This is a genomic window from Roseivirga sp. E12 (assembly GCF_017592825.1).
Classification (GTDB): domain Bacteria; phylum Bacteroidota; class Bacteroidia; order Cytophagales; family Cyclobacteriaceae; genus Roseivirga.
Window position 1 is genome coordinate 237,122 of record NZ_JAGFMD010000002.1, and the last position, 23,218, is coordinate 260,339.

A 23,218-nucleotide genomic window follows, 5' to 3' on the forward strand; every position below is an offset into this window, starting at 1 on the left:
GTAATCGTTACTGCAGAATCCTTCACTCAGGTTTTTGATAATTTCGATTGCATGGAACTCTATGAATCCGATTCGGAGGAGTCCGAAAAAGACCTAGAGGATTTAAAAGAAGGTTTTTTGGTCACCAACAACAAGGGAGGCTCAACGTCAATTTCATTCGATTCAGAGACCCATGAAATGGATCTATTTCTGACTAGAAAGAATAGTCATGGAGAAATAAATACTCCTCCTCCAGAACTAAGGTTCTAACAATCCAGTTTACTTTTCAAATCAAATTTACTTAACAATTAGCCATTGCACGAGTTGTAATGGACACTAAGACCTTACTAATGAATAATAGTTTTTTTTCAAACCTAAAATCTGATGCCCCTGCGGGTCTCGTTGTATTTCTCGTAGCAGTCCCCCTCTGTTTGGGTATTGCCTTGGCGTCTGGTGCGCCACTCTTCTCCGGTATTATTGCCGGCATGGTGGGTGGCATTGTAGTCACTATGTTCAGCGGTTCGCAACTTGGAGTGAGCGGACCGGCAGCTGGGCTTGCCGCCATAGTTTTGGCCGGTATTCAAGAACTGGGTGCCTTTGAAATCTTTTTGGTTGCTGTAGTGATAGCTGGTATAATTCAATTCGTTTTGGGCGTAGCCAGAGCGGGTATTATTGGCTACTACTTTCCAAGTGCGGTCATCAAAGGAATGCTGGCAGGAATTGGGCTTATCATTTTCCTAAAGCAGATCCCACATGCTTTTGGCTATGACGCAGACCCTGAAGGGGATTTAGGTTTTATTCAAGCCGATGGAGAAAATACATTCTCGGAACTGATCAATATGATCAACTTTATCTCCCCAGGAGCTATCACCATTGCGCTTATTTCGCTTGCAATTCTCATTCTTTGGGAACAGCAGTTTATCAAACGAATTAAAATAACGCAGGTCATTCAAGGGCCTTTAGTTGTGGTAATTGTTGGGATTATATTGGCCATCTCATTTTCTGGAACCTCAATGGCAATTAGCCAGGACCATATGGTTAGCATTCCTGTTGCAAGTGATTTCAACGGCTTTATCGATCAATTCACACTGCCGGATTTTAGTGCCTTCGGAATGATTGAAGTATGGGTTTTGGGTATTACCATTGCTATAGTTGCGAGTTTAGAAACACTTTTGTGTGTTGAAGCAACTGATAAATTAGATCCACAGAAACGTGTTACTCCTACGAGTAGAGAGCTCCGGGCTCAAGGGATCGGTAATTTTGTTTCAGGAATGATAGGTGGCCTGCCGGTGACTCAGGTAATTGTACGTAGCTCAGCTAATATTCAGTCTGGAGGTAAAACGAGGGCATCAGCATTGATTCATGGATTTCTAATTCTAATCTCTGCAATGATTATTCCCAATGTTCTCAATATGATTCCCCTGTCGAGTTTAGCCGCTATTCTCCTAGTTGTGGGGTACAAATTAGCTAAGCCTTCTCTTTTCAAGCAGATGTTCAAGTCTGGTTACCAGCAGTTCATTCCTTTCGTGGTTACTGTGCTAGCCATTGTACTCACCGATTTACTAAAGGGTATTGGAATAGGTATGGCAGTAGCTATTTTCTACATTCTCTTAAATAATCTTAAAAACCCTTTTGTATTAAAGGAAACGCATGACAAGGCGCATAAGCATTACCGTATTGTCTTGGCAGAAATGGTGACCTTCCTCAACAAAGCGCAGATCTTGAGAGTGTTAAATAGGGTGCCAAATGATGCCGAACTTCTCATTGATGCGTCAAGAACACGTCACATTCAACATGATGTATTAGAGATATTGAGCGACTTTAAAGAGAGTGCTAAATACAAAAATATTGACTTGAAAATGTGCTGTACAGAGCAACTTGACCTTAATGGTTACGAGCAGTCACTTGGGGAACTAATGGTAGACGCTAAGGCCGCTAAGAATATGATAAAAGAGAAAGAGTTAGAGCGACCGGAAGCTTAATGATTGTCAGCGAAAAACAGGTCTGCTAAAAGGCTCTTTTCGAGATACTTTTTTTATGCTAAACATATTTCATCATTAATCAATAATTGCATACCTTTGCAGTCCTGAAATTTAAGCTAGGGAATTGAAAGCAAGGAGAGCATTTGATATTCACATTTTCAAGCTAGCGAATGGTAATTACGATTATCAATTCGAAATTTTAGATTCGTTCTTTGAACTGTTTGAAAATGAAATGTTTAGCAAGGGGAAACTTACTGCAGACGTTTCACTTCAAAAGTCAGCCAGTATGATTCAAATGGACTTCAAAATTGAAGGAAGTGTTGAGTTGACTTGTGATAGAAGTCTAGACTTATTTGATCAGCCAATCTCTTTTGAGAGTAAAATGATTTTCAAGTTTGGCGAAGAAGAAAAAGAGTTGTCAGAGGAAGTGATGGTTATCTTAAAAGATACACAAACCATCAATATCGCTGACTTACTTTTCGAGTTCATTGGTTTACAAATTCCAATGAAAAAACTTCATCCCAGATTTCAAGAAGAGGAAGATGATCAAGATGCCGAAGGCGAAATGGTCTATACCTCACATAAGGATGATGGACATACTGACGAACAGCAAGAAGAAGATGTTGACCCTAGATGGGCAGCGTTAAAAGATTTACAGAGTAAAAAATAGCGAAAGCGATATAAATAAGATTTAAGATGGCGCATCCTAAAAGAAAAATTTCAAGAACTCGTAGAGACAAGCGTAGAACTCACAAAAAATTAACTCCCAAGACATTGGTAGTTTGTCCTACAACTGGCGAGCTTCACATGCCTCACAGAGCGTTCTGGCATGAGGGTAAACTTTACTACAAAGGTAAAGTGGTAATGGAAAAAGAAGTTTTAGTTTAATTACTAAAGTCTTGAAAGTACTGCTCCTGGATATCAATTCAGGAGCAGTACTTATTTAAGGGCATTTGTCCATTAACCTCTTTCTAATTTCTGATTATGATTCTGAATGGTTTACGCTTATATTAGGCTCCGAACTTTTAATTCAGGTCATCATATAGGCCTTAATACTACTTAATGACGAACATTCGAGCTCAAATCACGGGTGTCCATGGTTACGTTCCAGACTATGTTTTAACGAACAAGGAACTTGAAACTATTGTAGACACCACTGATGAATGGATCACTTCAAGAACTGGCATCAAGCAAAGACACATTCTGAAAGGTGAAAATCAGGGAACCTCAGTTATCGGTATAGAAGCCGTTAAAGGACTCCTAGAGAAAACTAACACCAATGCCGAGGATATTGACCTGATCATTTGCGCCACCACTACCCCAGACATGACTTTTCCTGCAACAGCCAACTTGATTGGAGATGCAGTGGGTGCCAAAAATGCTTTCAACTATGACTTGCAAGCTGCCTGTTCTGGCTTTATCTATGCATTGATCACAGGATCACAGTTCATCGAAACTGGCAAATACAAAAAAGTCGTTGTTGTGGGGGCAGACAAAATGTCTTCCATCATAGACTACACCGACAGAACTACCTGCATTATATTTGGTGACGGTGGCGGAGCCGTTTTACTAGAACCAGGATCTCCTGATTTTGGAATCATGGACTCAATGCTTAAATCAGATGGCTCAGGAGCACAGCACTTACACATGAAAGCTGGTGGGAGTAGAAAACCGGCCAGTCTGGAGACCATTCAAAATAGAGAGCATTTTGTCTATCAGGAAGGTTCTGCTGTATTCAAATTTGCTGTGACTAATATGGCGGATGCTGCAGCTGAAGTAATGCAAAGAAATAACCTTACAGGAGACGACATCGCCTATCTTGTACCACACCAAGCAAATAAACGTATCATTGATGCTACAGCTAGACGCATGGACGTGGGAGAAGAAAAAGTGATGTTGAACATCCATAAATATGGTAATACTACCAGTGGAACAATTCCGCTGTGTTTATGGGATTATGAATCTCAACTTCGCAAAGGTGATAATTTGATCATTGCGGCTTTCGGTGGAGGTTTCACCTGGGGGTCGATTTGGTTAAAATGGGCCTACGATCCTAAATAATTTTAGACATAACTCTATAGATTTGTCATATGGCAACTACTGCAGACATAAAAAACGGACTTTGTATAGTTAAAGATCAAGACCTCTGGATGATCACAGAGTTTCAACATGTGAAACCCGGTAAAGGTCCTGCTTTTGTTAGAACCAAATTAAAGAATGTCAAAACGGGAAAGGTTGTTGACAACACCTTCTCTGCTGGGCACAAGATTGAAACGGCAAGAGTTGAAAAAAGAAAACATCAATTCTTGTTTAAAGACGATTTCGGTTTTCATTTTATGAATTCCGATACCTTCGAACAAGTAATGATCGAAGAGCAAATGATCGGCAAAAGTGCTGGCCTTATTAAAGACGGTCAAGAAGTCGACATTCTATTTCATGCTGAAACTGAACTTGCTCTTACCTGCGAGTTACCTGCTTATGTAGTACTCGAAATCACTTACACGGAGCCAGGTATTAAAGGCGATACAGCTACTAATGCCACCAAGCCCGCTACCCTAGAAACCGGTGCTGAAATTCAAGTGCCATTATTCATTAACTTAGGGGACAAAATTAAAGTAGACACTAGAACTCACTCTTACGGTGAGCGAGTAAAATAATCAACTTACCTACGAATGAATCCGAAAGAAATTAAAAACATGATCGACTTTATTGCCAAATCTGGTTTGGCAGAAGTCAACATTGAAACTGAAGAGTTCAAAATTGAGGTGAAACGAAATGCTGAAGCAACAGTAGTGGCTAGTACTCCTGCCCTACCTGCAGCTGCTCCGGCAGCACCTGCGCCAGCGGCACCTGCTGCAGAAGCGCCAAAGGCTGCTGCACCTGCTGCGGATGACACCAGCAAATACGTTGAGATTAAATCGCCAATGATTGGAACCTTCTACAGAGCTCCAAAACCAGAAGATCCTCCTTTCATGAGTGTTGGAGATACTGTCTCGGTTGGACAAAAAGTTGGAATTATTGAAGCAATGAAACTTTTCAATGAAATAGAATCAGAGATATCTGGTACTATTGTAAAAGTACTAGTTGAAAATGCATCGCCAATAGAGTACGATCAGCCACTATTCTTGGTTGACCCGTCATAAGGCAAAGGGATAAATCCCGTTATGTATCATCTTTAATTGAATCACCGTGTTCAAGAAAATATTAATTGCCAATAGAGGAGAGATTGCCCTACGAGTTATTAGAACTTGTAAAGAAATGGGCATTAAAACAGTGGCTGTTTATTCTGCCGCTGATAAGGACAGTTTACATGTCAGATTCGCTGACGAGGCTGTAAACATTGGACCCGCTCCTTCCAATGAGTCATATTTGAAAATACCTCATATCATTTCAGCAGCTGAAATCACTAATGCTGATGCTATTCACCCTGGTTATGGATTCCTCTCCGAAAACGCTGAATTTTCCCGCGTTTGTGAGGAGTACGGCATAAAATTTATAGGTGCCAGCCCAGATATGATTGATAAAATGGGTGATAAGGCTACTGCCAAAGCTACAATGAAGGCCGCAGGTGTACCTACCATTCCTGGTTCAGACGGCCTGCTTGATACGGTTGAAAACGGTATTAAAATCGCCAACAAAATGAAATACCCTGTGATCTTAAAAGCCACCGCTGGTGGTGGAGGTCGAGGTATGAGGATTGTTAAGGATGATGACGGTTTTCAAAAGGCATGGGATGATGCTAGAATGGAATCGGCTGCCGCATTCGGTAATGACGGTCTTTATCTAGAGAAATTCATAGAAGAACCACGCCATGTTGAAATCCAAATAGTTGGCGACAGTTTTGGAAAGGCATGTCATCTTTCAGAAAGAGATTGTTCTATCCAAAGAAGGCATCAGAAGCTCGTAGAAGAAACGCCATCTCCTGCGGTTGATGAGAAGCTTAGAGACAAGATGGGAACTGCAGCAATAAAAGCTGCCGAAGCCATTGGTTATGAGGGTGCAGGAACAGTAGAATTCCTATTGGACAAACATGGGGATTTCTATTTCATGGAAATGAATACCCGTATTCAAGTAGAGCATCCGATTACCGAAGAGGTCACGGATTTTGACTTGATCAAAGAACAAATCAAGGCTGCTGCCGGTGTACCAATTGTGGGAACAGCGTACCACCCAAAATTGTACGCTATGGAATGTCGTATCAATGCGGAAGATCCTGGTCATGGGTTTAGACCCTCTCCAGGCAAAATCACCAACCTCCACCTTCCTGGCGGACATGGTGTACGTGTAGACAGCCATGTCTATGCTGGTTACTCTATTCCCCCAAACTACGACTCCATGATTGCTAAGCTTATCGTTAGCGCTCAATCTAGAGAAGAGGTATTAGTAAGAATGAAGAGAGCCTTAGAAGAATTCGTAATCGAAGGAATCAAGACTACCATTCCATTCCATATAAAACTAATGGATGATGAAGGCTTTAAGTCAGGAGACTTTACTACCGCCTTCCTCGATGATTTTGATTTTTCAGACTTATAAAAAAGCCGGCTAGTAGCCGGCTTTTTTAATTCCTTTTCAAATAGTTGTCTCCTAGGACTTTCTGCATTACTTCTGCCCTCAGGTTGGGAGCCATGGGCACATCAGAGCCTGCTATTTTCAAGACATTCCCCGATATCTCTCCTACTTTGCGCAGAGAAACGATAAAAGAGCGATGGACACGTATAAATCCTTCAGGCAAGGCTAGTTCCATCTGTTTTAGTGAAAGGAGCGTTATCAAAGTCGATCCATTGGCTAGATAAATCTTGATATAGTCTTTCATACCTTCAATATAGAGTACCTCACTATTGAGCACTCTCTTGATTGTACCATCAACTTTCACAAAGAAATGATCTCGGGTACCCTCTTCGATATTGGGTTGTAAAAGCTCCAACACCTTATTCACGGCTTTGAAGAATCTCTCAAAAGAGATAGGCTTTAAAAGATAGTCTATACCATCGAGGTCATAGCTTTCGGTTGCAAATTCGCGATAAGCCGTGGTGAATATTACTTTTGGAGGTTCCTCTAAAGATCTCACGAAGTTCAAGCCATTTATCTTTGGCATGTTGATATCCAAAAACATCAAATCAACTGGGTGTTCTTCTATGAAGGCTTTCGCTTCGATGGCATTTTTAAACTCACCTACCAATTGTAGGAGACTCACTTTCTTCACATAGTCTCTTAGCCCATCTCGGGCCAGGGGCTCATCATCTATTATGATACAATCAAGCTTCACTAATATCTAATTTAAGCAGAACTCTGTAAGCACCTTCATCAAAGCCTGTAGAGAGTTGATATTTGTCGGGGTAAATGATATCCAGCCTACGCCTCACATTTGCGATTCCCAGGCCTATACTCTTAGGTTCACGACCATCTTCAGAAGCAGAATTTGAACACACAAAGCTCAACTGATTTTCAGCAAGACTAAGTGAAATCTCAACTTTGACATGCTCATCACCATTAGCAGATCCATGCTTAAACGCATTTTCTACAAAGTTCAAAAACAGCATCGGTGATATCAGTCGCCCCTCAAGACTTCCAGTATAGGACCAATCCACATCTACATGATCCTTATGCCTCATTTTCTGAAGCTCAATAAAGTTATCGAGGTTTTGAACCTCCTGGCTAAGCGTAATTTTGTCCTGTTCTACATCGTACAACTGATGGCTCAACAGGTCAGAAAACTTTTCTAAAGTATCAGTTGCAAGTTCAGGATTGGTTCTAATCAGTACATGCACGCTGTTAAGGGCATTGAAGAGAAAGTGTGGATTGATTTGCCCTTTCAGCATGACTAATTCTGCTTTCAAATTTTGACTCTCAAGTTCACGAAGCTTTCTTTCTTTTATGTACCATTCATTAATGAAAAACAAACATGTGGCCAGTCCATAGACAACCAAAAAATCAGATGCTGTGTTGGCAATCCCCTGAACACTTGCGAAGAAATCACTCGTCCCTTTGTGAATACTCAAATAATGCCAAGCAAATGTCTGAGCCAGACCATATGAGACTAAAAGCATAAGCAGTATAACCAAGCCTACATAAGCCCACCTTTTGTTCTTTAGGAGTAAGTAGGGTATTAACAGGTATAAATTGATATAAACCCCTACAGCATACCAAAGACTACCAATTACATTCCCTTCAACGGTATCCCAAAAAGTAGGTGCAAAAGCAAGATCATGTATTCCCCAGATGACTATATAGAGTAGCCAAAAAAGCAAATGGGCACCTAAGATTTTCCAGTTGATTTTCATTCGTATCTAAGGGCCTCCACCGGGTTGCCGTAAGCTGCTTTTAAAGATTTAAAACTCATAGTTATAAACGAAATAAGCCCTAAAACCACGCCAGCCAATAGGAAGTACCAAACTTGCATTTGAATATGATAAGCGAAGTTCTCAAGCCATTTCTCCATGACAAGATAGGTGATCACGCTAGCGATGACAAACGAGATAGTAATCAGTTGCATATACCCTTTGGACATAAGGAGAACAATACTTCCAACAGTAGCACCTAACACTTTTCTTATGCCAATTTCCTTTTTCAATTGAGCTGCTAGAAGAGTCGTCATGGCGAGGAGTCCTAGGCATGCCAGTATAATACTAATGGATGAAAAGGTCAGAAACACCTTACCCAATTGTTTCTCTGCAGCATACATCCTTTCCACAGAATCATCAAGAAAGAAATACTCAAACTGTGAGGCAGCTGTAAATTGCCTCCACTCCTCTTCTATCACCTGCATAGATTCCATCAAATCTCCAGAGGCAAGTTTGACAGATAACTTCCCTTGCATATATGGTTGAGAGCTAGGAATCACACTGATAACAACAGGGTCTACATCGTTATGCAGTGATATGAAATTAAAGTCCTTTACGATACCAATGACACTTCCCGTATGTACTGCTCTAAAGGTGCCATCTTGATTGAGACTGCCCATGTTCAGTTTCTTGTTAAGGTCACTTTCGTCCCAACCCAATTGTGCCGCGGCAGTTTCATTGATTAAGTATGCTAAAGAATCTGTCGAAAGGCGGTTATCAAAACCACGTCCTTTCAGTACTTCAAACTCATAGAGGCTAGCAAAGTCTAGATCTGTTTCCAAACGCATAAAGAGCATATTGTTCTCGGCTGTTTCTCCTTCTGGAAGCACATTATAATCGTAAAAGCCCTCATGTCCAGGAATTCTGGATGATACAGCCGTTCCTCTAACTTGAGGTAATTGATTCAGTCTATCCTTAAGTGTTTTAATTCTCGTTTGATCCCTAAGTGACCGTACTTCCAATACTACAGTCTGTTCCTTATCAAAACCTAAGGCCTTGTTTCTCATAAACTGTAACTGGAAGTATATGATAAAGGTGGAAATGATTAAGGCCGCAGAGATTACGAACTGGAAAGTGATAAGAGATTTCTTGAACAGACTGGCAAAAGGGCTTTGCTTAGCGACTTTTCCTTTTAGGATAGCCGCTGGCGAAAAACCAGAGAGAAAGAGTGCTGGATAAATCCCTGACAGAAACCCCACAATCAGGGCAATCACTATTAACCCTCCCAAAATCAATGGCACATCCGCAGCCGCAACCTCAAGGGACTTTTCGGTTAATCCGTTAAAAGCTGGCATTGCCAGCAGAAAGAAGCCAAAACCTATTACCCCTGAAATAATGGTTACCAAAACAGATTCACTCAGGTATTGAACAATGATCTGTTCTCTTACAGCTCCAAAAACCTTTCTGACTCCTACTTCACCTGATCGACTGATAGATCTAGCCAAAGAGAGGTTCATAAAATTAACGCAGGCGATTGCCAAAATAAGAAAGGCTGTTGTGGTGAGAATAAGCAGGTAGGTCTTGTTGGTAGTTTTACCTAACTCATTGGCATAGTCGGTGGTGGTATGTATTTCCTCAAGAGGTTGCATTTGATAGCCACGCTGCTCAGCCGTAAGTTTTCCCAGATACTTTTCAACCATAGCCGGAAATTTTGCCTCCATGTTTTCAACGTTCGCTCCGGCTGGAACTTTGACATATGTATACATTGGTGGCCAGTACCAGTTATTGAACATCCACCCACCTTGCAATTGTCTAAGGCTTATGAACGAAGCTAAGAAATCGAATTGCATATGAGAGTTCTTCGGTAGGTCTTTAAGTATACCCGTAACCTGAAAGTCATATTGACCATCGACTTTCAGAGTTTTCCCCATAGCATCATCATCTCCAAAGTACTTAGAGGCCATTGACTCAGTAATAACTATTGAAAATGGATCTGCCAATGCACTAGCCTTGTCACCCTCGAGTAAGCCAAAGTCGAGCACCTCCCATAGTGTGGAATCAGCGAAAGCAAAATTTGGTTCTTGGAATTTCTTTTCCGGTCCATTAGCTACAGAGAATTCTTCTATATGAAGCCTTACGAAAGCTTCAAACTCAGGGAAATCACTCTTGAGTGCCGGACCAATAGCACTGTATGCATTAGCCAAATAATTATCTCCTCCATCCGAATAGTTGACTTCAGTAATCCGATAGACCCGATCGTAATCTTTATGGAATTTATCAAATGAGGACTCGTCTTTTACATAAAAGAGGATGAGTAGGAAGCAGGCCATTCCTACTGCCAATCCAAAGACATTGATGGCGGTATGCCCCTTGTGTTTCAACAAGTTCCTCCATGCCATTTTTAAATAGTTCTTAACCATGATTCTGTTGTTTTGAGTTTTCAAAACATGAGATAAGCAATTAGAGCTATTTTCTAAAAAGAAATAGAAGTACTATATCATAATGTAGATAGAGAGTCCTTTTTGGTAGACTAGTCTATACCTCAATATCATCGCAAAGCTCCTGATACCAAGCTTCTCCATATTTACGAATCAATGCGTCTTTGAGAAACTTGTAGATGGGAACTCCCAGTTTCTCGCCTAATGCACAGGCAGCGGAACAAATTGACCATCGGTCGTAATTCAGCGCTTCATAGTGGTCGTACTTAGTTATTCTTATCGGGTATAGATGGCATGAAATGGGTTTCTTGAACTTAGTCTTACCATCAATGTAAGCTTGCTCAATCCCACATTTCAAAACATTTTTTTCGTCATAGATGGCGAAAGCGCATTCTTTACCACCAATTGTAGTAGTGGAATAGTCTCCTTCAAAATCTTTAATATAAGTGCCTTCTTTCTCAATAGCCGCGATACCCTCTGGAGATAAGTATGGTTTTACAACCTCATAGCACTCTTCAAGTTCTTTGAGTTCAGATTCTTCTAGTGGGGCTCCTAGATCTCCTTCAACACAGCATGCTCCTTTACACTTGTCAATATCACAAACAAAGAACTGTTCTTTGATATCATCACTTATTACTGCGTTCTCTATTAAAATCATGACACTAATTTTTCAAAGGCAAATATAACCATCACATCATCTAATCGAATCAAAATGCTAAATTGCAGCGATTTTAATCCATGAGTCAATCCGTAAAAATTTCTGGTGTCATTATCACCTTTAATGAAGAAGAGAACATCAAAAGATGTCTAACCTCACTTGAAGGTGTTTGCGATGAACTCTTGGTGGTCGATTCCTTTTCAACTGACAGAACTAGAGAAATTGCCAAAGGACTTGGAGCCAGGGTTATTGAAAATCCTTGGAAAGGTTTTCTTGACCAGAAAAACTTTGCCCAAAACGCTGCTCAATATGACTATGTCTTACAATTAGATGCTGACGAAGAACTTTCAGAAAGCCTAAAGGCTCAGATAGCAACCGTTAAAAACTCTTGGTCATATGATGGTTATTTCTTCAATAGGTTCACTAATTATTGCGGAAAATGGATCAAACATTCCGGATGGTACCCTGATTCAAAACTGAGGCTTTATAATCGAAAAAAAGGAAATTGGCGGGGATTAGACCCTCACCCAGAAGTGATTATGAAGGCAGGTAGTTCAACAGTTGCCATAAAGGCAGATATCAATCACTATTCTTATACGAGTTATGAAGATCACATCAATCGTTCTGCCAAATACGCTAAGGAAGCGGCACTAGCAATGAAAGCTATGGGTAAGAACCCGAGTATTATAAAACTAATTGCCAGTCCATTTTACAGGTTTATCAATGATTATTTTTTTCGAGGTGGATTTAGAGATGGATTTGAGGGTTTGATCATATGCAAAACAGCCAGTTATTATACTTTCCTTAAATACATGTATTTGAGGCTCATTCATAAAGGCAAATCTGTAGAATGAACAAGTTTCTGGATTATATAGCCCTTGATGGAGAGCACAAGAAACAAACAAGGTTTTTGATGCTCATCATCGCCTTGCTCTACCTTTTTAACTTTCATGTCAATGACATTTGGACTCCTAACGAAAGCTTTTACGCTGAGGCTGTCAGAGAAATGTTCGAGTCAGGAAACTTTCTAGAAATATTTTATAATTATGAGCCGAGATACAATAAGCCCCCTCTCACCTATTGGTTAATTGCCACTTCTTCATCTATTTTCGGGCTGAATGAATTTGCCATTCGTCTTCCAATCGTTCTTATGGCTTTAGGTAGTATCTGGTTTACTTACCTAATCGGAAGGCAGCTCTATGGCAATAAAGGAGGGCTCTATGCCATGATCATGATGGCCTTCAGTGTACAACTGCTTGCTGTCAAACAGTACGCCTCACCAGAAATACCTTTGACCTTTTTCTTTACCCTGACCATGTATTATTTCTTAAAAGGGTTCGAGTTGAAAAAGGGTAAATACATGATATTAGCCTTCGCCATATTAGGCCTGACAGTGCTTACCAAGGGATTCCCATATATTATTGTTATTGGAGGGATTATTGGCCTCTATGTATTGCTGAAGGGGCCTTTCAAATGGCAAAGAATCTGGGATGATATCAAACTACTAAAACTACACCTTGGTATACCTATTACACTGTTAATTGGCCTCAGTTGGGTTATCTTCATGTATATAAAAGATGGAGCTGAGTTTTGGGAGATTTACTATCGGGAAACCTTCGGCAGGGCACTAAGTAAGAAGACGAATGGCCCTAAACCATTCTTCTACCTTGAAGTAATCTCTTGGAGTATTCTTCCGTATTCGCTGGTATTTTTCTTTGCGCTAATCAAATGGATAAGAGATTGGAAAAGAGCTTCGGCAGTACTATTTCCCATCTGCTGGTTTATAGTCATGTTCATTGTATTCACAATAGCCAAGGGGAAAATACCCACCTACATGATTCAAGCGCATCCAGCTATGTTACTGATGATTGTTCCTCTTCTGTTGCAATATGAGCCCAAATCAACTCTTTGGAAAGCCATATGGTCCGGTAGCTTTTTATTTCCTGCGGTTCTGATCATCGCTGCTAATGTGATTGCTATCCAACAGTTAAACCTTCACCCACTTACCTATTTAGCACCTGCGCTAGGTTTAGCCATATTGATTTACTTCCATTTCAGAAAAGTGGAATCCAAAAATCAACTCTTGGTGGCAGCCCCTTTCTGGATCATTCTACTCTTTCTTTTTTGCTTCGCAACTGTATTACCAAGACTGGAGAAGTTTAGACCTTATGATGAGATTGGTCAGGTACTAAATGAAAGTACCGTGGTAAGTGAAAAGACACCAATCCTAATAGAGGCTACTTTAATTCATAATATCCCTTATTACGCCAAACGTTTTGCTCAACGGGATATGACACCCGAGCAAATCAATAATAAAACAGGTGAAACCCTTGCCTTAATTAGAGATGAGAGTTTATCAGAACTATCCGGTTTTGAGTTACTATGGTCAGGTTTCATCTACGATTTTCCTAGTGAATCGCAATTTGCTAAATTCATTATAGCATGTATAGATGCCGAAAATGGGGATTTATCTAAGTTCGCCAAGTACCACCTTGTTCATCGAAACCAATAAAAGGTTATGTCAAAAGGGAATTTTTCTAAAATCAAGTTTTTGTATCGCGCTGTGAAGTATAGATACAAAGACGATGCACCTGAGTTAGGGTATATCCTTAAGAACATCAATTCTGGTGATTCGGTATTGGACATAGGTACACATAAAGGCGGTTACCTGCATTGGCTGAGAAAGGCAGTTGGCGATAGTGGCTCAGTGATAGCATTCGAGCCGCAACCAAGTCTTTACAAGTATGTGAGTGAGGCTATCAACGCTTATGGTTACAAAAACATAACACTTCACCATGCTGGTGTGTCTTCTCGAGAGAGTACGCTAGAATTATTCATCCCAAAGGCCGAGGGCCTGACTTCACCTGGGGCTACTTTTGAGAAAAGACATGACACTAAGGACGGACACTTCATTACAGTACCAGTAATACAGCTTGACAAGCTTCTCATGGATAGAGTAAAGCCAGTGAACTTTATAAAAATGGATGTAGAAGGTCACGAACTTCAAGTTTTTAAAGGTGCCAATGACATTCTAACAGTCGATAGACCAAAACTCATATTTGAGTGTGAAAATCGGCACTTGAATAGCATCAAAGTAGAAGACGTTTTTGAGTATTTGAAATCATTAGATTACCAAGGCTTCTTCTTCTTAAATGGAAAGCTCACTAGTATAGATCAATTTGATGCTTCAAAACATCAGGCTATTGATGATAATAAAGAGATTATCAATAAGCAGCTCTACTCCAATAACTTCGTCTTTGAACCAAAGAACTGATATGGGATTTATTCGATCGATAAAAAATATTGCTAATAGTTTATATGCCCCGATTCAAGATAAATTAAAGCTCTACTATCGACCTAAGCAGTACATTAGGAAGTTCGGCAAACCTAAGGGTTTAGCCCTTTACCATAAGTTTTATACCGATACTAAGGCAAATAGAGTAGTAGACTTCAATGTGGAAGGGTATTCGGCCAAACTCTACCTAAGACAAGAAACTTCAGACGTACCTACATTTCAACAAATCTTTCTGAATACCAGATATGAAATGGAGTTACCGTATGTACCAAAGACTATAATTGATGGTGGAGCAAATGTCGGATTTGCTTCTGTTTTCTTTGCAAATAAGTATCCAAATGCAGAAGTATTAGCCGTAGAGCCCGATAGCTCTAACTTCGAATTAGTTCAAAAAAACACAAAGGAATTCTCAAATATCAAAGCATTAAAATCCGCTATTTGGGGAAAAACCTCACATCTTAGAATCAAGAATCCTGATTTTGAAAAGTGGGCATTTGAAGTGGAAGAGACTGACGAATCAGCAGAGGGTGCCTTTCAAGCCTACTCCATTAGTGACTTGATAACACAAATGGGATGGGAATCTGTAGACTTTCTTAAACTAGATATTGAAGGGTCCGAAATGAACGTATTCACCTCTGATTATGAATCCTGGTTACCGAAAGTAAAGCTTCTAATTGTAGAGCTCCACGAAAAAATGCAACCTGGGTGTACCCAGGTATTTGAACAAGCCGTTTCACGATACAGCTTTACAAAAACTGTTAGCGGTGAGAACCTTATTTATATTAACGAAGACCTAAAATAAAAATGGGCCTTACGGCCCATTTTCTAATCTCACTATACTCCTTAATTCTAGTACCTGTAGTGCTCTGGCTTATAAGGGCCTTCAACAGTAACACCGATATACTCAGCCTGCTCTTGAGTAAGCTCTTCAAGTTCCACACCAATATTGGCAAGATGAAGTTTGGCTACTTTCTCATCCAAGTGCTTAGGCAGTGTATATACTGCGTTTTCATAAGCTTCTCTATTAGTCCAAAGCTCAATTTGAGCCAGTGTTTGGTTTGTAAAAGAGTTAGACATTACGAAAGAAGGGTGTCCCGTAGCACAACCAAGGTTCACCAAACGACCTTCAGCCAAAACGATAATATCATTACCGTTTAGGTTATAAAGATCCACTTGAGGCTTAATCTCTATTTTGCTATCACCATGGTTTCCGTTTAACCATGCCATGTCAATTTCATTATCGAAGTGACCGATGTTACAAACAATGGTCTTATCCTTCATAGCTTCAAAGTGTCTCTGCTGGATAATATTGTAGTTACCCGTTGCAGTCACAATAATGTTAGCTCTAGGAATAGCGTTATCCATTTTCTGAACTTCGAAACCATCCATTGCCGCCTGAAGCGCACAAATTGGGTCAATCTCGGTAACAATCACTCGGACGCCAGCACCTGCCAAAGAAGCAGCAGAACCTTTTCCAACGTCACCATAACCTGCTACAACAGCCACTTTACCTGCAAGCATTACGTCAGTAGCTCTTCTGATAGCATCTACTAGTGATTCCTTACAACCGTATTTGTTATCAAACTTGGACTTAGTCACTGAATCATTAACATTGATCGCTGGCATTGGAAGAGTACCATTCTTCATGCGCTCATAAAGTCTATGAACTCCTGTGGTAGTTTCTTCGGACAATCCTTTGATTTCAGGTACTAACTCTGGGTATTTGTCCAATACCATATTAGTAAGATCACCTCCATCATCAAGAATCATGTTTAAGGGCTTTCCACCCTCAAACGCAAACAATGTCTGCTCTATACACCAGTCAAACTCTTCATCATTCATGCCCTTCCAAGCATAAACTGGGATTCCAGCTTTCGCAATGGCTGCAGCAGCATGATCCTGCGTGGAGAAAATATTACATGAAGACCAAGAAACCTCTGCACCAAGCGCGGTAAGGGTCTCAATCAAAACCGCAGTCTGAATTGTCATATGCAAACACCCTGCAATTCTAGCTCCCTTAAGAATTTGAGATGGACCAAATTCCTCTCTCAAAGACATTAAACCTGGCATTTCAGCCTCAGCTAATTCAATTTCTTTTCTACCCCAATCAGATAGATTGATATCTTTTACTTTATGTTCAAGCGTTTCTTGCATAATTCGTTGATTAATTGCGGCACAAAGGTAAGCTAAGTGAATAGGAAAATCAAAGATTGTCAAAAGATTAAAGAATGAAATCGATCTCCTTAAAACTAAAGTTTTCAGACCTCCCATTAATAGAAACGGATAACTGGCCAGACTCTGTTACATCCTGAATTGTCCCCTCAAACTCGTACTCTGTTCTGAACTTTAGCTTGGATCTATAGCCCAAAAGAGACCTCAAATATTCCTCCTTGATTGCCAAACTTTTACCTGCCTTCAGCTGTAGATAATAAGCTTCAACATTTTCCACTAACTTTTGAAATATGAGTTCAAGGTCACTATCCTTATCTAACTCATCTTTCAATGATGTCGCCTGCAGTCCTCCGAAATCAGACTGATTGACATTCAATCCAATACCAATGACTGAATAATCCAAAGTTTTCCTACTGAGGCCATTTTCAATAAGCATTCCAGCGATTTTTCTTCTCCCTACATAAATATCATTTGGCCATTTAATACTAGCCTCATTATCTGCCAGCTGGTCATTAACCGTCTTTAACACTGCCAGTGATATTGCCATATTCAAAGGATACTGTTTGGATGCTTCCAAGAATTTCGGCTTAAGCAATAAGGACAGTGTAATGTTCTTGCCTGGTGAAGCATGCCAGCTATTTCCTCTCTGACCCCTACCCTCAGTCTGGTCATCGGTTATTATGACAGTCCCTTCCGTGATGTCAGAGTTTCTAGCCATTTCCAGAGCGATGTCGTTGGTAGAATGACAACTTGGCATGTAAATAACCTTTTTGCCCAGAAATAAGGTATTAGCAAGGATTTTGTACAATGAATTTTTAGTAGTTTTGATCCTTAAAATAAGTTAAAAATCACTTACCCAATTGAATGAATTCTGAAGAATTGAGCAACATCGTTGTTAAGGGGATGGAAGAGAAGAAAGCTGAGGACATTGTTGTTATGGACCTTAGAGAAGTGAAAGGTGCAATCAGTGATTTTTTCATCATTTGCTCTGGAAACTCTGACACTCAAATTGAATCCATTGCCGAGTCTGTAGAACATGAGGTAAAAACAGATTCAAAAGAAAGCCCATGGCGTAAAGAAGGATTCACAAATAGAGAGTGGATTCTAATCGATTATGTGAATGTAGTGGCTCATATTTTCAATAAAGCAAAGCGTGACCATTACGCCATAGAGGAATTATGGGGTGATGCAAAAATCAGTCGTGTTTCTCAAAATGCATAGCTAACATTATTGTTAAGAGTGCGTTATTAAGTAGGTTTACAAAATTTAAAATATATAGAATGCCGGATAACCCAAGAAAGAAGAATATACTAGGCAAGCCAGGCCCAGGTGGTAAAAGACCTAATAACCAGGTTTGGATATTCGTATCCCTTATTATTGTATTTTTCGCTGTATCGTATTTCACAAGTCAAAGTACCGGAATTGCTATCACTCCATCCCGTTTTGAGGACATGGTGAAAAGCAATGACGTTGCACGTGTGGTCTTTATTAATGGCCAAAACACTGTAGAAGTTACACTTAAGCAAGAAGCTCTACAGAATGCGAAATATAAGACTGAATTAGACGGCAATAGCGTATTTGGCTTTAATAGCGGACCACATTATACAATCCAAAAGCAATTCTTCTCGGCTGAAGATTTTCGTACTTACTACGATAACTTCGTTGACACGAATAAAATCCCTAAGCAACAGCAAGTAAGAATAGAATTCGATGATAGAACAACTATCATGGACTTCCTTAGCACATGGGGATTCTTAATACTTATTGTACTATTCTTCTGGCTGATGATGCGCAGAATGACAGGCAATGCCGGTCCTGGTGGTCAGATTTTCAATATTGGGAAATCACGTGCGGCTCTGTTTGATGCAGAGAACAAAGTCAAAATCACATTCGACAATGTTGCTGGATTGGATGAAGCCAAAGAAGAAGTAAAAGAGATTGTTGACTTCTTAAAGAACCCTTCGAAATTCACCAAATTAGGTGGGAAAATACCTAAGGGAGCCTTACTTGTAGGACCTCCAGGTACAGGTAAAACCTTGTTAGCAAAAGCTGTTGCAGGAGAAGCAGCGGTACCGTTCTTCTCTCTATCAGGTTCTGACTTTGTTGAAATGTTTGTTGGTGTGGGTGCAGCTCGTGTACGTGACCTTTTCAAACAAGCCAAAGAAAAGGCGCCATGTATCGTCTTTATAGATGAGATAGATGCTATAGGTAGATCACGTGGAAAAGGTCAAATGCCCGGCTCAAATGACGAACGTGAAAACACGCTTAACTCATTGTTAGTAGAAATGGATGGTTTTGCGACTGACTCTGGAGTAATCATTCTCGCGGCTACCAACCGACCTGATGTATTAGACAATGCACTTTTAAGGCCAGGTCGTTTTGACAGACAGATTGGCATTGACAAGCCAGACATTGTGGGTAGAGAAGCTATTTTCAAAGTTCACCTAGGCCCTATTAAATTGGCTAAGGATATAGATCCTAAAAAGTTATCCGCTCAAACACCAGGTTTTGCCGGTGCTGAGATTGCTAACGTCTGTAACGAAGCCGCTTTGATTGCTGCTCGAAAAGACAAGAAGGCCGTTGATATGGAAGACTTCCAAGATGCGATTGATAGAGTGATTGGTGGTCTTGAAAAGAAAAGCAAAATTATTTCTCCTGAAGAAAAGAAAATTGTTGCTTACCACGAGGCTGGCCATGCGGTAGCAGGTTGGTTTTTAGAACATGCCGATCCATTGGTAAAGGTTTCTATTGTACCAAGAGGAGTCGCAGCATTAGGTTACGCTCAATACCTTCCGAAGGAACAATTCCTTTACCAGACAGAGCAACTCATAGATGAGATGTGTATGACTCTAGGTGGTAGAGCAGCAGAAGAAATTATTTTCAATAAGATTTCTACTGGAGCACTGAGTGACTTAGAAAGAGTTACCAAAGTGGCTTACAGCATTGTTACCGTCTATGGTATGAATGAAAAGGTTGGCCATATCTCATTCTATGATTCTAAACAGAATGAATACGGCTTCTCGAAACCGTATTCTGAAGACACGGCAAAGACAATTGATGAAGAAGTGAAAAAGATCGTTGATAAGGCCTACAAAAGGACTATCGATCTACTTACTGATAAAAAGTCTGAATTAGAAGTCTTGGCAAAAGAGCTTTTGGCAAAAGAGATCCTCTTCCAATCAGATCTGGAAGGTCTTATTGGACCTCGACCTTTTGAGAAGCAAACCACTTACGAGGCTTTTACCAATAACAATGGAAAAGCCCAAGAAGAAGAAGAAGAAGAAGAAGAAGAGGCTATTGAAAAGGCTAAGACTGACAAGGTGGTCGAAGAAGCACCAATAGTCGAAGACAATGTTGCTCCTGAGGCTTCTGCGGAAGATCCAAAGACAGAATAAAGAGATAGTTTCAATACATTAAAAATCAGGTTTAACGACCTGATTTTTTTATTTACACAGGTTTTGCAATTTTTACTTTGCTTCACTTATGAAATTAAATCCTGCTTCACATCAAAAAGTCTATTTCGCATCAGATTTCCATCTTGGGGTTCCGACAGCTGAGATCAGTTTGGAGCGAGAGAAAAAGATCATTCGCTGGCTAGATGAATGCAAAAAAGACGCGCATACGATTTTCCTTGTCGGTGACCTTTTTGACTTCTGGTTTGAGTACAGGTCAACTGTACCCAAAGGCTTCTCGAGATTTTTGGGCAAGCTGTCTGAGATAGCGGATGCTGGAATCAACCTAGTAATCTTCACTGGCAATCATGACCTCTGGATGTTCGGCTATCTAGACCGAGAATTAGGAGCTAAAGTCATCTACGATCCTATTGATGTTTTCATCAATGAGAAAAAACTCTTTGTGGGGCATGGTGATGGTATTGGACCTGGAGATAGTGGCTATAAATTTTTGAAAAAAATCTTTAGAAATAGATTTTTCCAATGGTGCTTCCGTTGGTTACATCCCAATATCGGCATTGGTTTAGCTAACTTCTGGTCGGGTAAAAGTCGTGCTCAAGCCAATGATACAGAACAGAGGTTCATGGGTGACGATGAATGGCTTTGGAGCTTCTCTAAAGAGATGGAGAAGGTCAATCACTATGACTATTACATTTTTGGCCACAGACATCTTCCTTTAGATTTGGAGGTGGGACAGAACAGCAGATATGTTAACCTAGGCGAGTGGCTTAACTATTACACTTATGCGGAGTATTCTGATGGTGAAATAAAGCTTAAGACGTTTGAGGGCTAGTATATACATATTCTCTTTTCTTCTCATTTACTTTTGTAGCCCTGCTCAAGAATTAGTCAAGGTTGACTCATTCAATCTAGGTTACACGCCTACAGCGGCTTCAATAGATAGACGAGGCTATCTGTATTTTTCAAATAATCAGGGAGCAATTGACAAATTGGATCAAACAGGAAAGCAGGTGTATCACTTCTCTCCCCAAAAACAAGGGACTCCAACATTAATTGATGCATGGCAAGGATTAAGGACCTTTGTGTACTACCAAAGCTTTCAAGAATACCTTCTGCTAGATAGATTTCTAAATACTTCTGAAAGGTATTCTATCAATAATAATCAGATCAGCAATTTTTCAGGTTTGGCAACACTAGCAAGCGACAATAACCTCTGGATACTGAACAATCAGGAATTAAGCTTGATTAAAGTTGATATTAATGACAGAGAAGTACTTGCCGAAAATAAGCTGAACCTAAGTCTAGATTTGGAGAATTGGGAAATGAAATTTATTAGGTCCTACCAAAACTATCTCTTTATTGCAATTGAAGAGGAAGGCATTCTAGCTTTTGACAACCTTGGTAACTACATCGAAAAAATCACAGGCCAGAGTACGAATAATTTCACATTCAATCAGGATGAGATCATCTTCATTAGTGATTCCAAGCTTTATATGGTTCACCTCTATAAAAAAACAAAAAGGGAAATCAGTTTACCTGACCTCCCTTATCAATTTGTACTTATGGAAAACAATCAAATTTTCTTAGTGCATAACCAAACTGTGGATGTATTCAAACTTAATTAGAGTTTGCGGGATCCAATTCACCTGTGTAAATATCCAGAATAGCTTTTCTTAAAAGGATGCTATACTTAGCTCTAATAAGCTCCAACTCACCTCTATTCTTGCCATTCAAACTTTGTAAATAAGTAACAAAGTCAATAGTTCCGCTTTCATATCTATTCTTTGCGAATTCATAGGCATTATCAAGGTTCAAAAGACTCGTTTTAGCCGCTGAATATGTGGATTGCGCGTTGACTAAATCCAAATAAGCCTGCTGAACTTGGTTGGTTAGCGTGTTTTTTGCCTGCTCTAGATTCAATTCAGAGTTCAAGTATTGGATTTTAGACTGTTGCATCTGAGTCCTGTTTTGAAATCTAGTAAAGAGTGGAATTCCAAGGTTTAGGCTCGCGTTTTTCCTTCTATTTGTATCAAACTGATCTGACAGATCAACGACCGAGCCATCTTGATTTCTTAAGTTGGAAGACCAGCTTGTACCAGTTGCAGCACTAGCACTTAATGATGGGAGCCAAGCGAACTGAGCAATCTTCAAGGTTTTCTTAGAAGCTTGCAGGTTTAGTTCAGCTGATTTTACTGCCGGAGAAAATTCCATTGACCTAGAAAACACAGTACCGTACTCTTCGATTTCTTGTTCTAGTGTTACATCATCACCAGTTATTCCCTCGAATGTGTACTCCTCCGTTGGATCTAAGAACAATAATTGAAGTAGTGTAAGTCTGTTGCTCTGCAAAGAGTTCCTCAGGTTTACAATTGCTAGGTCCTGCGAAGCAATCTGTGAACGGAAATTGTAAACCTGCTCCATGTTGCCAACTCCAGCTCTCTCTCTAATTTCCTGTTGCTCCAATTGTTCTTGCAACAACTCCTTTGTTTGTTCTGCGATTTTCAGGTTCTCACCAGTGGTAATCACTTGTAGAAAAGAGAATACAATACTTGCTTCCGTAGCCTGAACATTTCCTTTGACATCTTGCTCTGCCGCTTGATACAGGAGATTACTACGCTGCATTCCCAATCTATTGGAGAACCCATTGAATATATTGAGGTTTGCACTGATTGAACCACCTCCACTTAATGTGGTTGTGTTCACAAGCCCTCCTGATGTCTGGTCAAATGACAGACCTTCTGCCCAGTTGTGGGAAGCACCCGCATTCAACGAAGGCAAGAAATTAAATTTGCTTTGAGTAAAAGTAGACTTGGCAATTAGAGCATTATTTCTTGCTCTCTTAATACTTATGTTATTATCAAGAGCAATATTAATACACTCTTCGAGCGTTAAGGTACGCTGTCCAAAGCTTACACTTGACAGCATGAGGAATGCCAAGCACGTGTAATATATTTTTTTCATAATGGTGTTTTCTATCTTTTAGGCAATACAATACCAGGA

Annotated in this window: 23 protein-coding genes; 16 read left to right on the forward strand and 7 right to left on the reverse strand. The window is 40.1% G+C overall.

Going from position 1 to position 23,218, the window contains the following annotated elements; translation table 11 throughout:
• The first annotated feature begins 51 nt into the window (after positions 1 to 51).
• The 8 genes from J4E76_RS08700 (at position 52) to accC (ending at position 6,494) form a co-directional block, all read left to right on the forward strand.
• Complete coding sequence (locus J4E76_RS08700) at positions 52 to 249, forward strand: hypothetical protein (RefSeq protein ID WP_208503173.1); 198 nt, start codon at positions 52 to 54, stop codon at positions 247 to 249.
• A gap of 80 nt (positions 250 to 329) precedes the next feature.
• Positions 330 to 1,961 carry a SulP family inorganic anion transporter gene (locus J4E76_RS08705; RefSeq protein WP_208503175.1) on the forward strand — a complete coding sequence of 544 codons (1,632 nt, stop codon included), beginning with the start codon at positions 330 to 332 and terminating at the stop codon, positions 1,959 to 1,961.
• A 124-nt stretch (positions 1,962 to 2,085) separates the two neighbouring features.
• Positions 2,086 to 2,631 carry a DUF177 domain-containing protein gene (locus J4E76_RS08710; RefSeq protein ID WP_208503177.1) on the forward strand — a complete coding sequence of 182 codons (546 nt, stop codon included), beginning with the start codon at positions 2,086 to 2,088 and terminating at the stop codon, positions 2,629 to 2,631.
• Positions 2,632 to 2,657: 26 nt separating this feature from the next.
• Positions 2,658 to 2,849, forward strand: a complete 192-nt coding sequence (gene rpmF / locus J4E76_RS08715; protein ID WP_208503179.1) for a 50S ribosomal protein L32 — start codon at positions 2,658 to 2,660, stop codon at positions 2,847 to 2,849.
• Positions 2,850 to 3,023: 174 nt separating this feature from the next.
• Positions 3,024 to 4,022: a beta-ketoacyl-ACP synthase III gene (locus J4E76_RS08720; RefSeq protein ID WP_208503181.1), complete on the forward strand. Its 999-nt coding sequence runs from the start codon at positions 3,024 to 3,026 to the stop codon at positions 4,020 to 4,022.
• Between the two features lie 29 nt (positions 4,023 to 4,051).
• The gene (efp, locus tag J4E76_RS08725) at positions 4,052 to 4,618 is read left to right on the forward strand and encodes an elongation factor P (protein WP_208503183.1); all 567 of its coding nucleotides are present in this window, start codon (positions 4,052 to 4,054) and stop codon (positions 4,616 to 4,618) included.
• Between the two features lie 15 nt (positions 4,619 to 4,633).
• Positions 4,634 to 5,104: an acetyl-CoA carboxylase biotin carboxyl carrier protein gene (accB, locus tag J4E76_RS08730; protein WP_208503185.1), complete on the forward strand. Its 471-nt coding sequence runs from the start codon at positions 4,634 to 4,636 to the stop codon at positions 5,102 to 5,104.
• 46 nt (positions 5,105 to 5,150) lie between these two features.
• The gene (accC, locus tag J4E76_RS08735) at positions 5,151 to 6,494 is read left to right on the forward strand and encodes an acetyl-CoA carboxylase biotin carboxylase subunit (protein ID WP_208503187.1); all 1,344 of its coding nucleotides are present in this window, start codon (positions 5,151 to 5,153) and stop codon (positions 6,492 to 6,494) included.
• 25 nt (positions 6,495 to 6,519) lie between these two features.
• On the opposite strand, the gene J4E76_RS21165 is transcribed toward accC, so the two are convergent.
• From J4E76_RS21165 to J4E76_RS08755, 4 genes are all read right to left on the reverse strand, one after another.
• The gene (locus J4E76_RS21165) at positions 6,520 to 7,227 is read right to left on the reverse strand and encodes a response regulator transcription factor (protein ID WP_208503189.1); all 708 of its coding nucleotides are present in this window, start codon (positions 7,225 to 7,227) and stop codon (positions 6,520 to 6,522) included.
• Entirely contained in the window at positions 7,217 to 8,242 is a 1,026-nt protein-coding gene (locus J4E76_RS08745; protein ID WP_208503191.1) for a sensor histidine kinase, read from the reverse strand. The genes J4E76_RS21165 and J4E76_RS08745 overlap by 11 nt, the downstream gene beginning before the upstream one ends.
• Positions 8,239 to 10,662, reverse strand: coding sequence for an ABC transporter permease (locus tag J4E76_RS08750; protein WP_208503193.1), 2,424 nt, complete (start codon positions 10,660 to 10,662; stop codon positions 8,239 to 8,241). The genes J4E76_RS08745 and J4E76_RS08750 overlap by 4 nt, the downstream gene beginning before the upstream one ends.
• 115 nt (positions 10,663 to 10,777) lie before the next feature.
• Entirely contained in the window at positions 10,778 to 11,338 is a 561-nt protein-coding gene (locus tag J4E76_RS08755) for a DUF3109 family protein (protein ID WP_208503195.1), read from the reverse strand.
• Between the two features lie 80 nt (positions 11,339 to 11,418).
• Here J4E76_RS08755 and J4E76_RS08760 point away from each other — a divergent pair, with 80 nt between their 5' ends.
• Genes J4E76_RS08760 through J4E76_RS08775 form a run of 4 tightly spaced genes read left to right on the forward strand, consistent with a single transcriptional unit; the run spans position 11,419 to position 15,435 of the window.
• Complete coding sequence (locus tag J4E76_RS08760; RefSeq protein WP_208503197.1) at positions 11,419 to 12,192, forward strand: glycosyltransferase family 2 protein; 774 nt, start codon at positions 11,419 to 11,421, stop codon at positions 12,190 to 12,192.
• The gene (locus J4E76_RS08765; protein WP_208503199.1) at positions 12,189 to 13,850 is read left to right on the forward strand and encodes a glycosyltransferase family 39 protein; all 1,662 of its coding nucleotides are present in this window, start codon (positions 12,189 to 12,191) and stop codon (positions 13,848 to 13,850) included. Before J4E76_RS08760 ends, J4E76_RS08765 begins: the two co-directional genes overlap by 4 nt.
• 6 nt (positions 13,851 to 13,856) lie before the next feature.
• A complete protein-coding gene (locus J4E76_RS08770; RefSeq protein WP_208503201.1) occupies positions 13,857 to 14,612 on the forward strand; it encodes an FkbM family methyltransferase in 756 nt (251 codons plus the stop codon).
• Positions 14,596 to 15,435, forward strand: coding sequence for an FkbM family methyltransferase (locus tag J4E76_RS08775; protein WP_208503203.1), 840 nt, complete (start codon positions 14,596 to 14,598; stop codon positions 15,433 to 15,435). The genes J4E76_RS08770 and J4E76_RS08775 overlap by 17 nt, the downstream gene beginning before the upstream one ends.
• 47 nt (positions 15,436 to 15,482) lie before the next feature.
• On the opposite strand, the gene ahcY is transcribed toward J4E76_RS08775, so the two are convergent.
• Entirely contained in the window at positions 15,483 to 16,787 is a 1,305-nt protein-coding gene (ahcY, locus tag J4E76_RS08780) for an adenosylhomocysteinase (protein WP_208503205.1), read from the reverse strand.
• A gap of 67 nt (positions 16,788 to 16,854) precedes the next feature.
• Positions 16,855 to 17,562: a biotin--[acetyl-CoA-carboxylase] ligase gene (locus J4E76_RS08785; protein ID WP_208503207.1), complete on the reverse strand. Its 708-nt coding sequence runs from the start codon at positions 17,560 to 17,562 to the stop codon at positions 16,855 to 16,857.
• A gap of 107 nt (positions 17,563 to 17,669) precedes the next feature.
• Between J4E76_RS08785 and rsfS the strand changes: the two genes are divergently transcribed.
• From rsfS to J4E76_RS08805, 4 genes are all read left to right on the forward strand, one after another.
• Complete coding sequence (gene rsfS / locus J4E76_RS08790; RefSeq protein ID WP_208503209.1) at positions 17,670 to 18,026, forward strand: ribosome silencing factor; 357 nt, start codon at positions 17,670 to 17,672, stop codon at positions 18,024 to 18,026.
• Between the two features lie 59 nt (positions 18,027 to 18,085).
• The gene (ftsH, locus tag J4E76_RS08795; RefSeq protein WP_208503211.1) at positions 18,086 to 20,200 is read left to right on the forward strand and encodes an ATP-dependent zinc metalloprotease FtsH; all 2,115 of its coding nucleotides are present in this window, start codon (positions 18,086 to 18,088) and stop codon (positions 20,198 to 20,200) included.
• A gap of 88 nt (positions 20,201 to 20,288) precedes the next feature.
• Positions 20,289 to 21,050 carry a UDP-2,3-diacylglucosamine diphosphatase gene (locus tag J4E76_RS08800; protein WP_208503213.1) on the forward strand — a complete coding sequence of 254 codons (762 nt, stop codon included), beginning with the start codon at positions 20,289 to 20,291 and terminating at the stop codon, positions 21,048 to 21,050.
• Entirely contained in the window at positions 21,040 to 21,843 is an 804-nt protein-coding gene (locus J4E76_RS08805; RefSeq protein WP_208503215.1) for a hypothetical protein, read from the forward strand. The genes J4E76_RS08800 and J4E76_RS08805 overlap by 11 nt, the downstream gene beginning before the upstream one ends.
• Here J4E76_RS08805 and J4E76_RS08810 read toward each other — a convergent pair.
• A complete protein-coding gene (locus J4E76_RS08810) occupies positions 21,836 to 23,179 on the reverse strand; it encodes a TolC family protein (RefSeq protein ID WP_208503217.1) in 1,344 nt (447 codons plus the stop codon). The genes J4E76_RS08805 and J4E76_RS08810 overlap by 8 nt on opposite strands.
• Between the last annotated feature and the right edge of the window lie 39 nt (positions 23,180 to 23,218).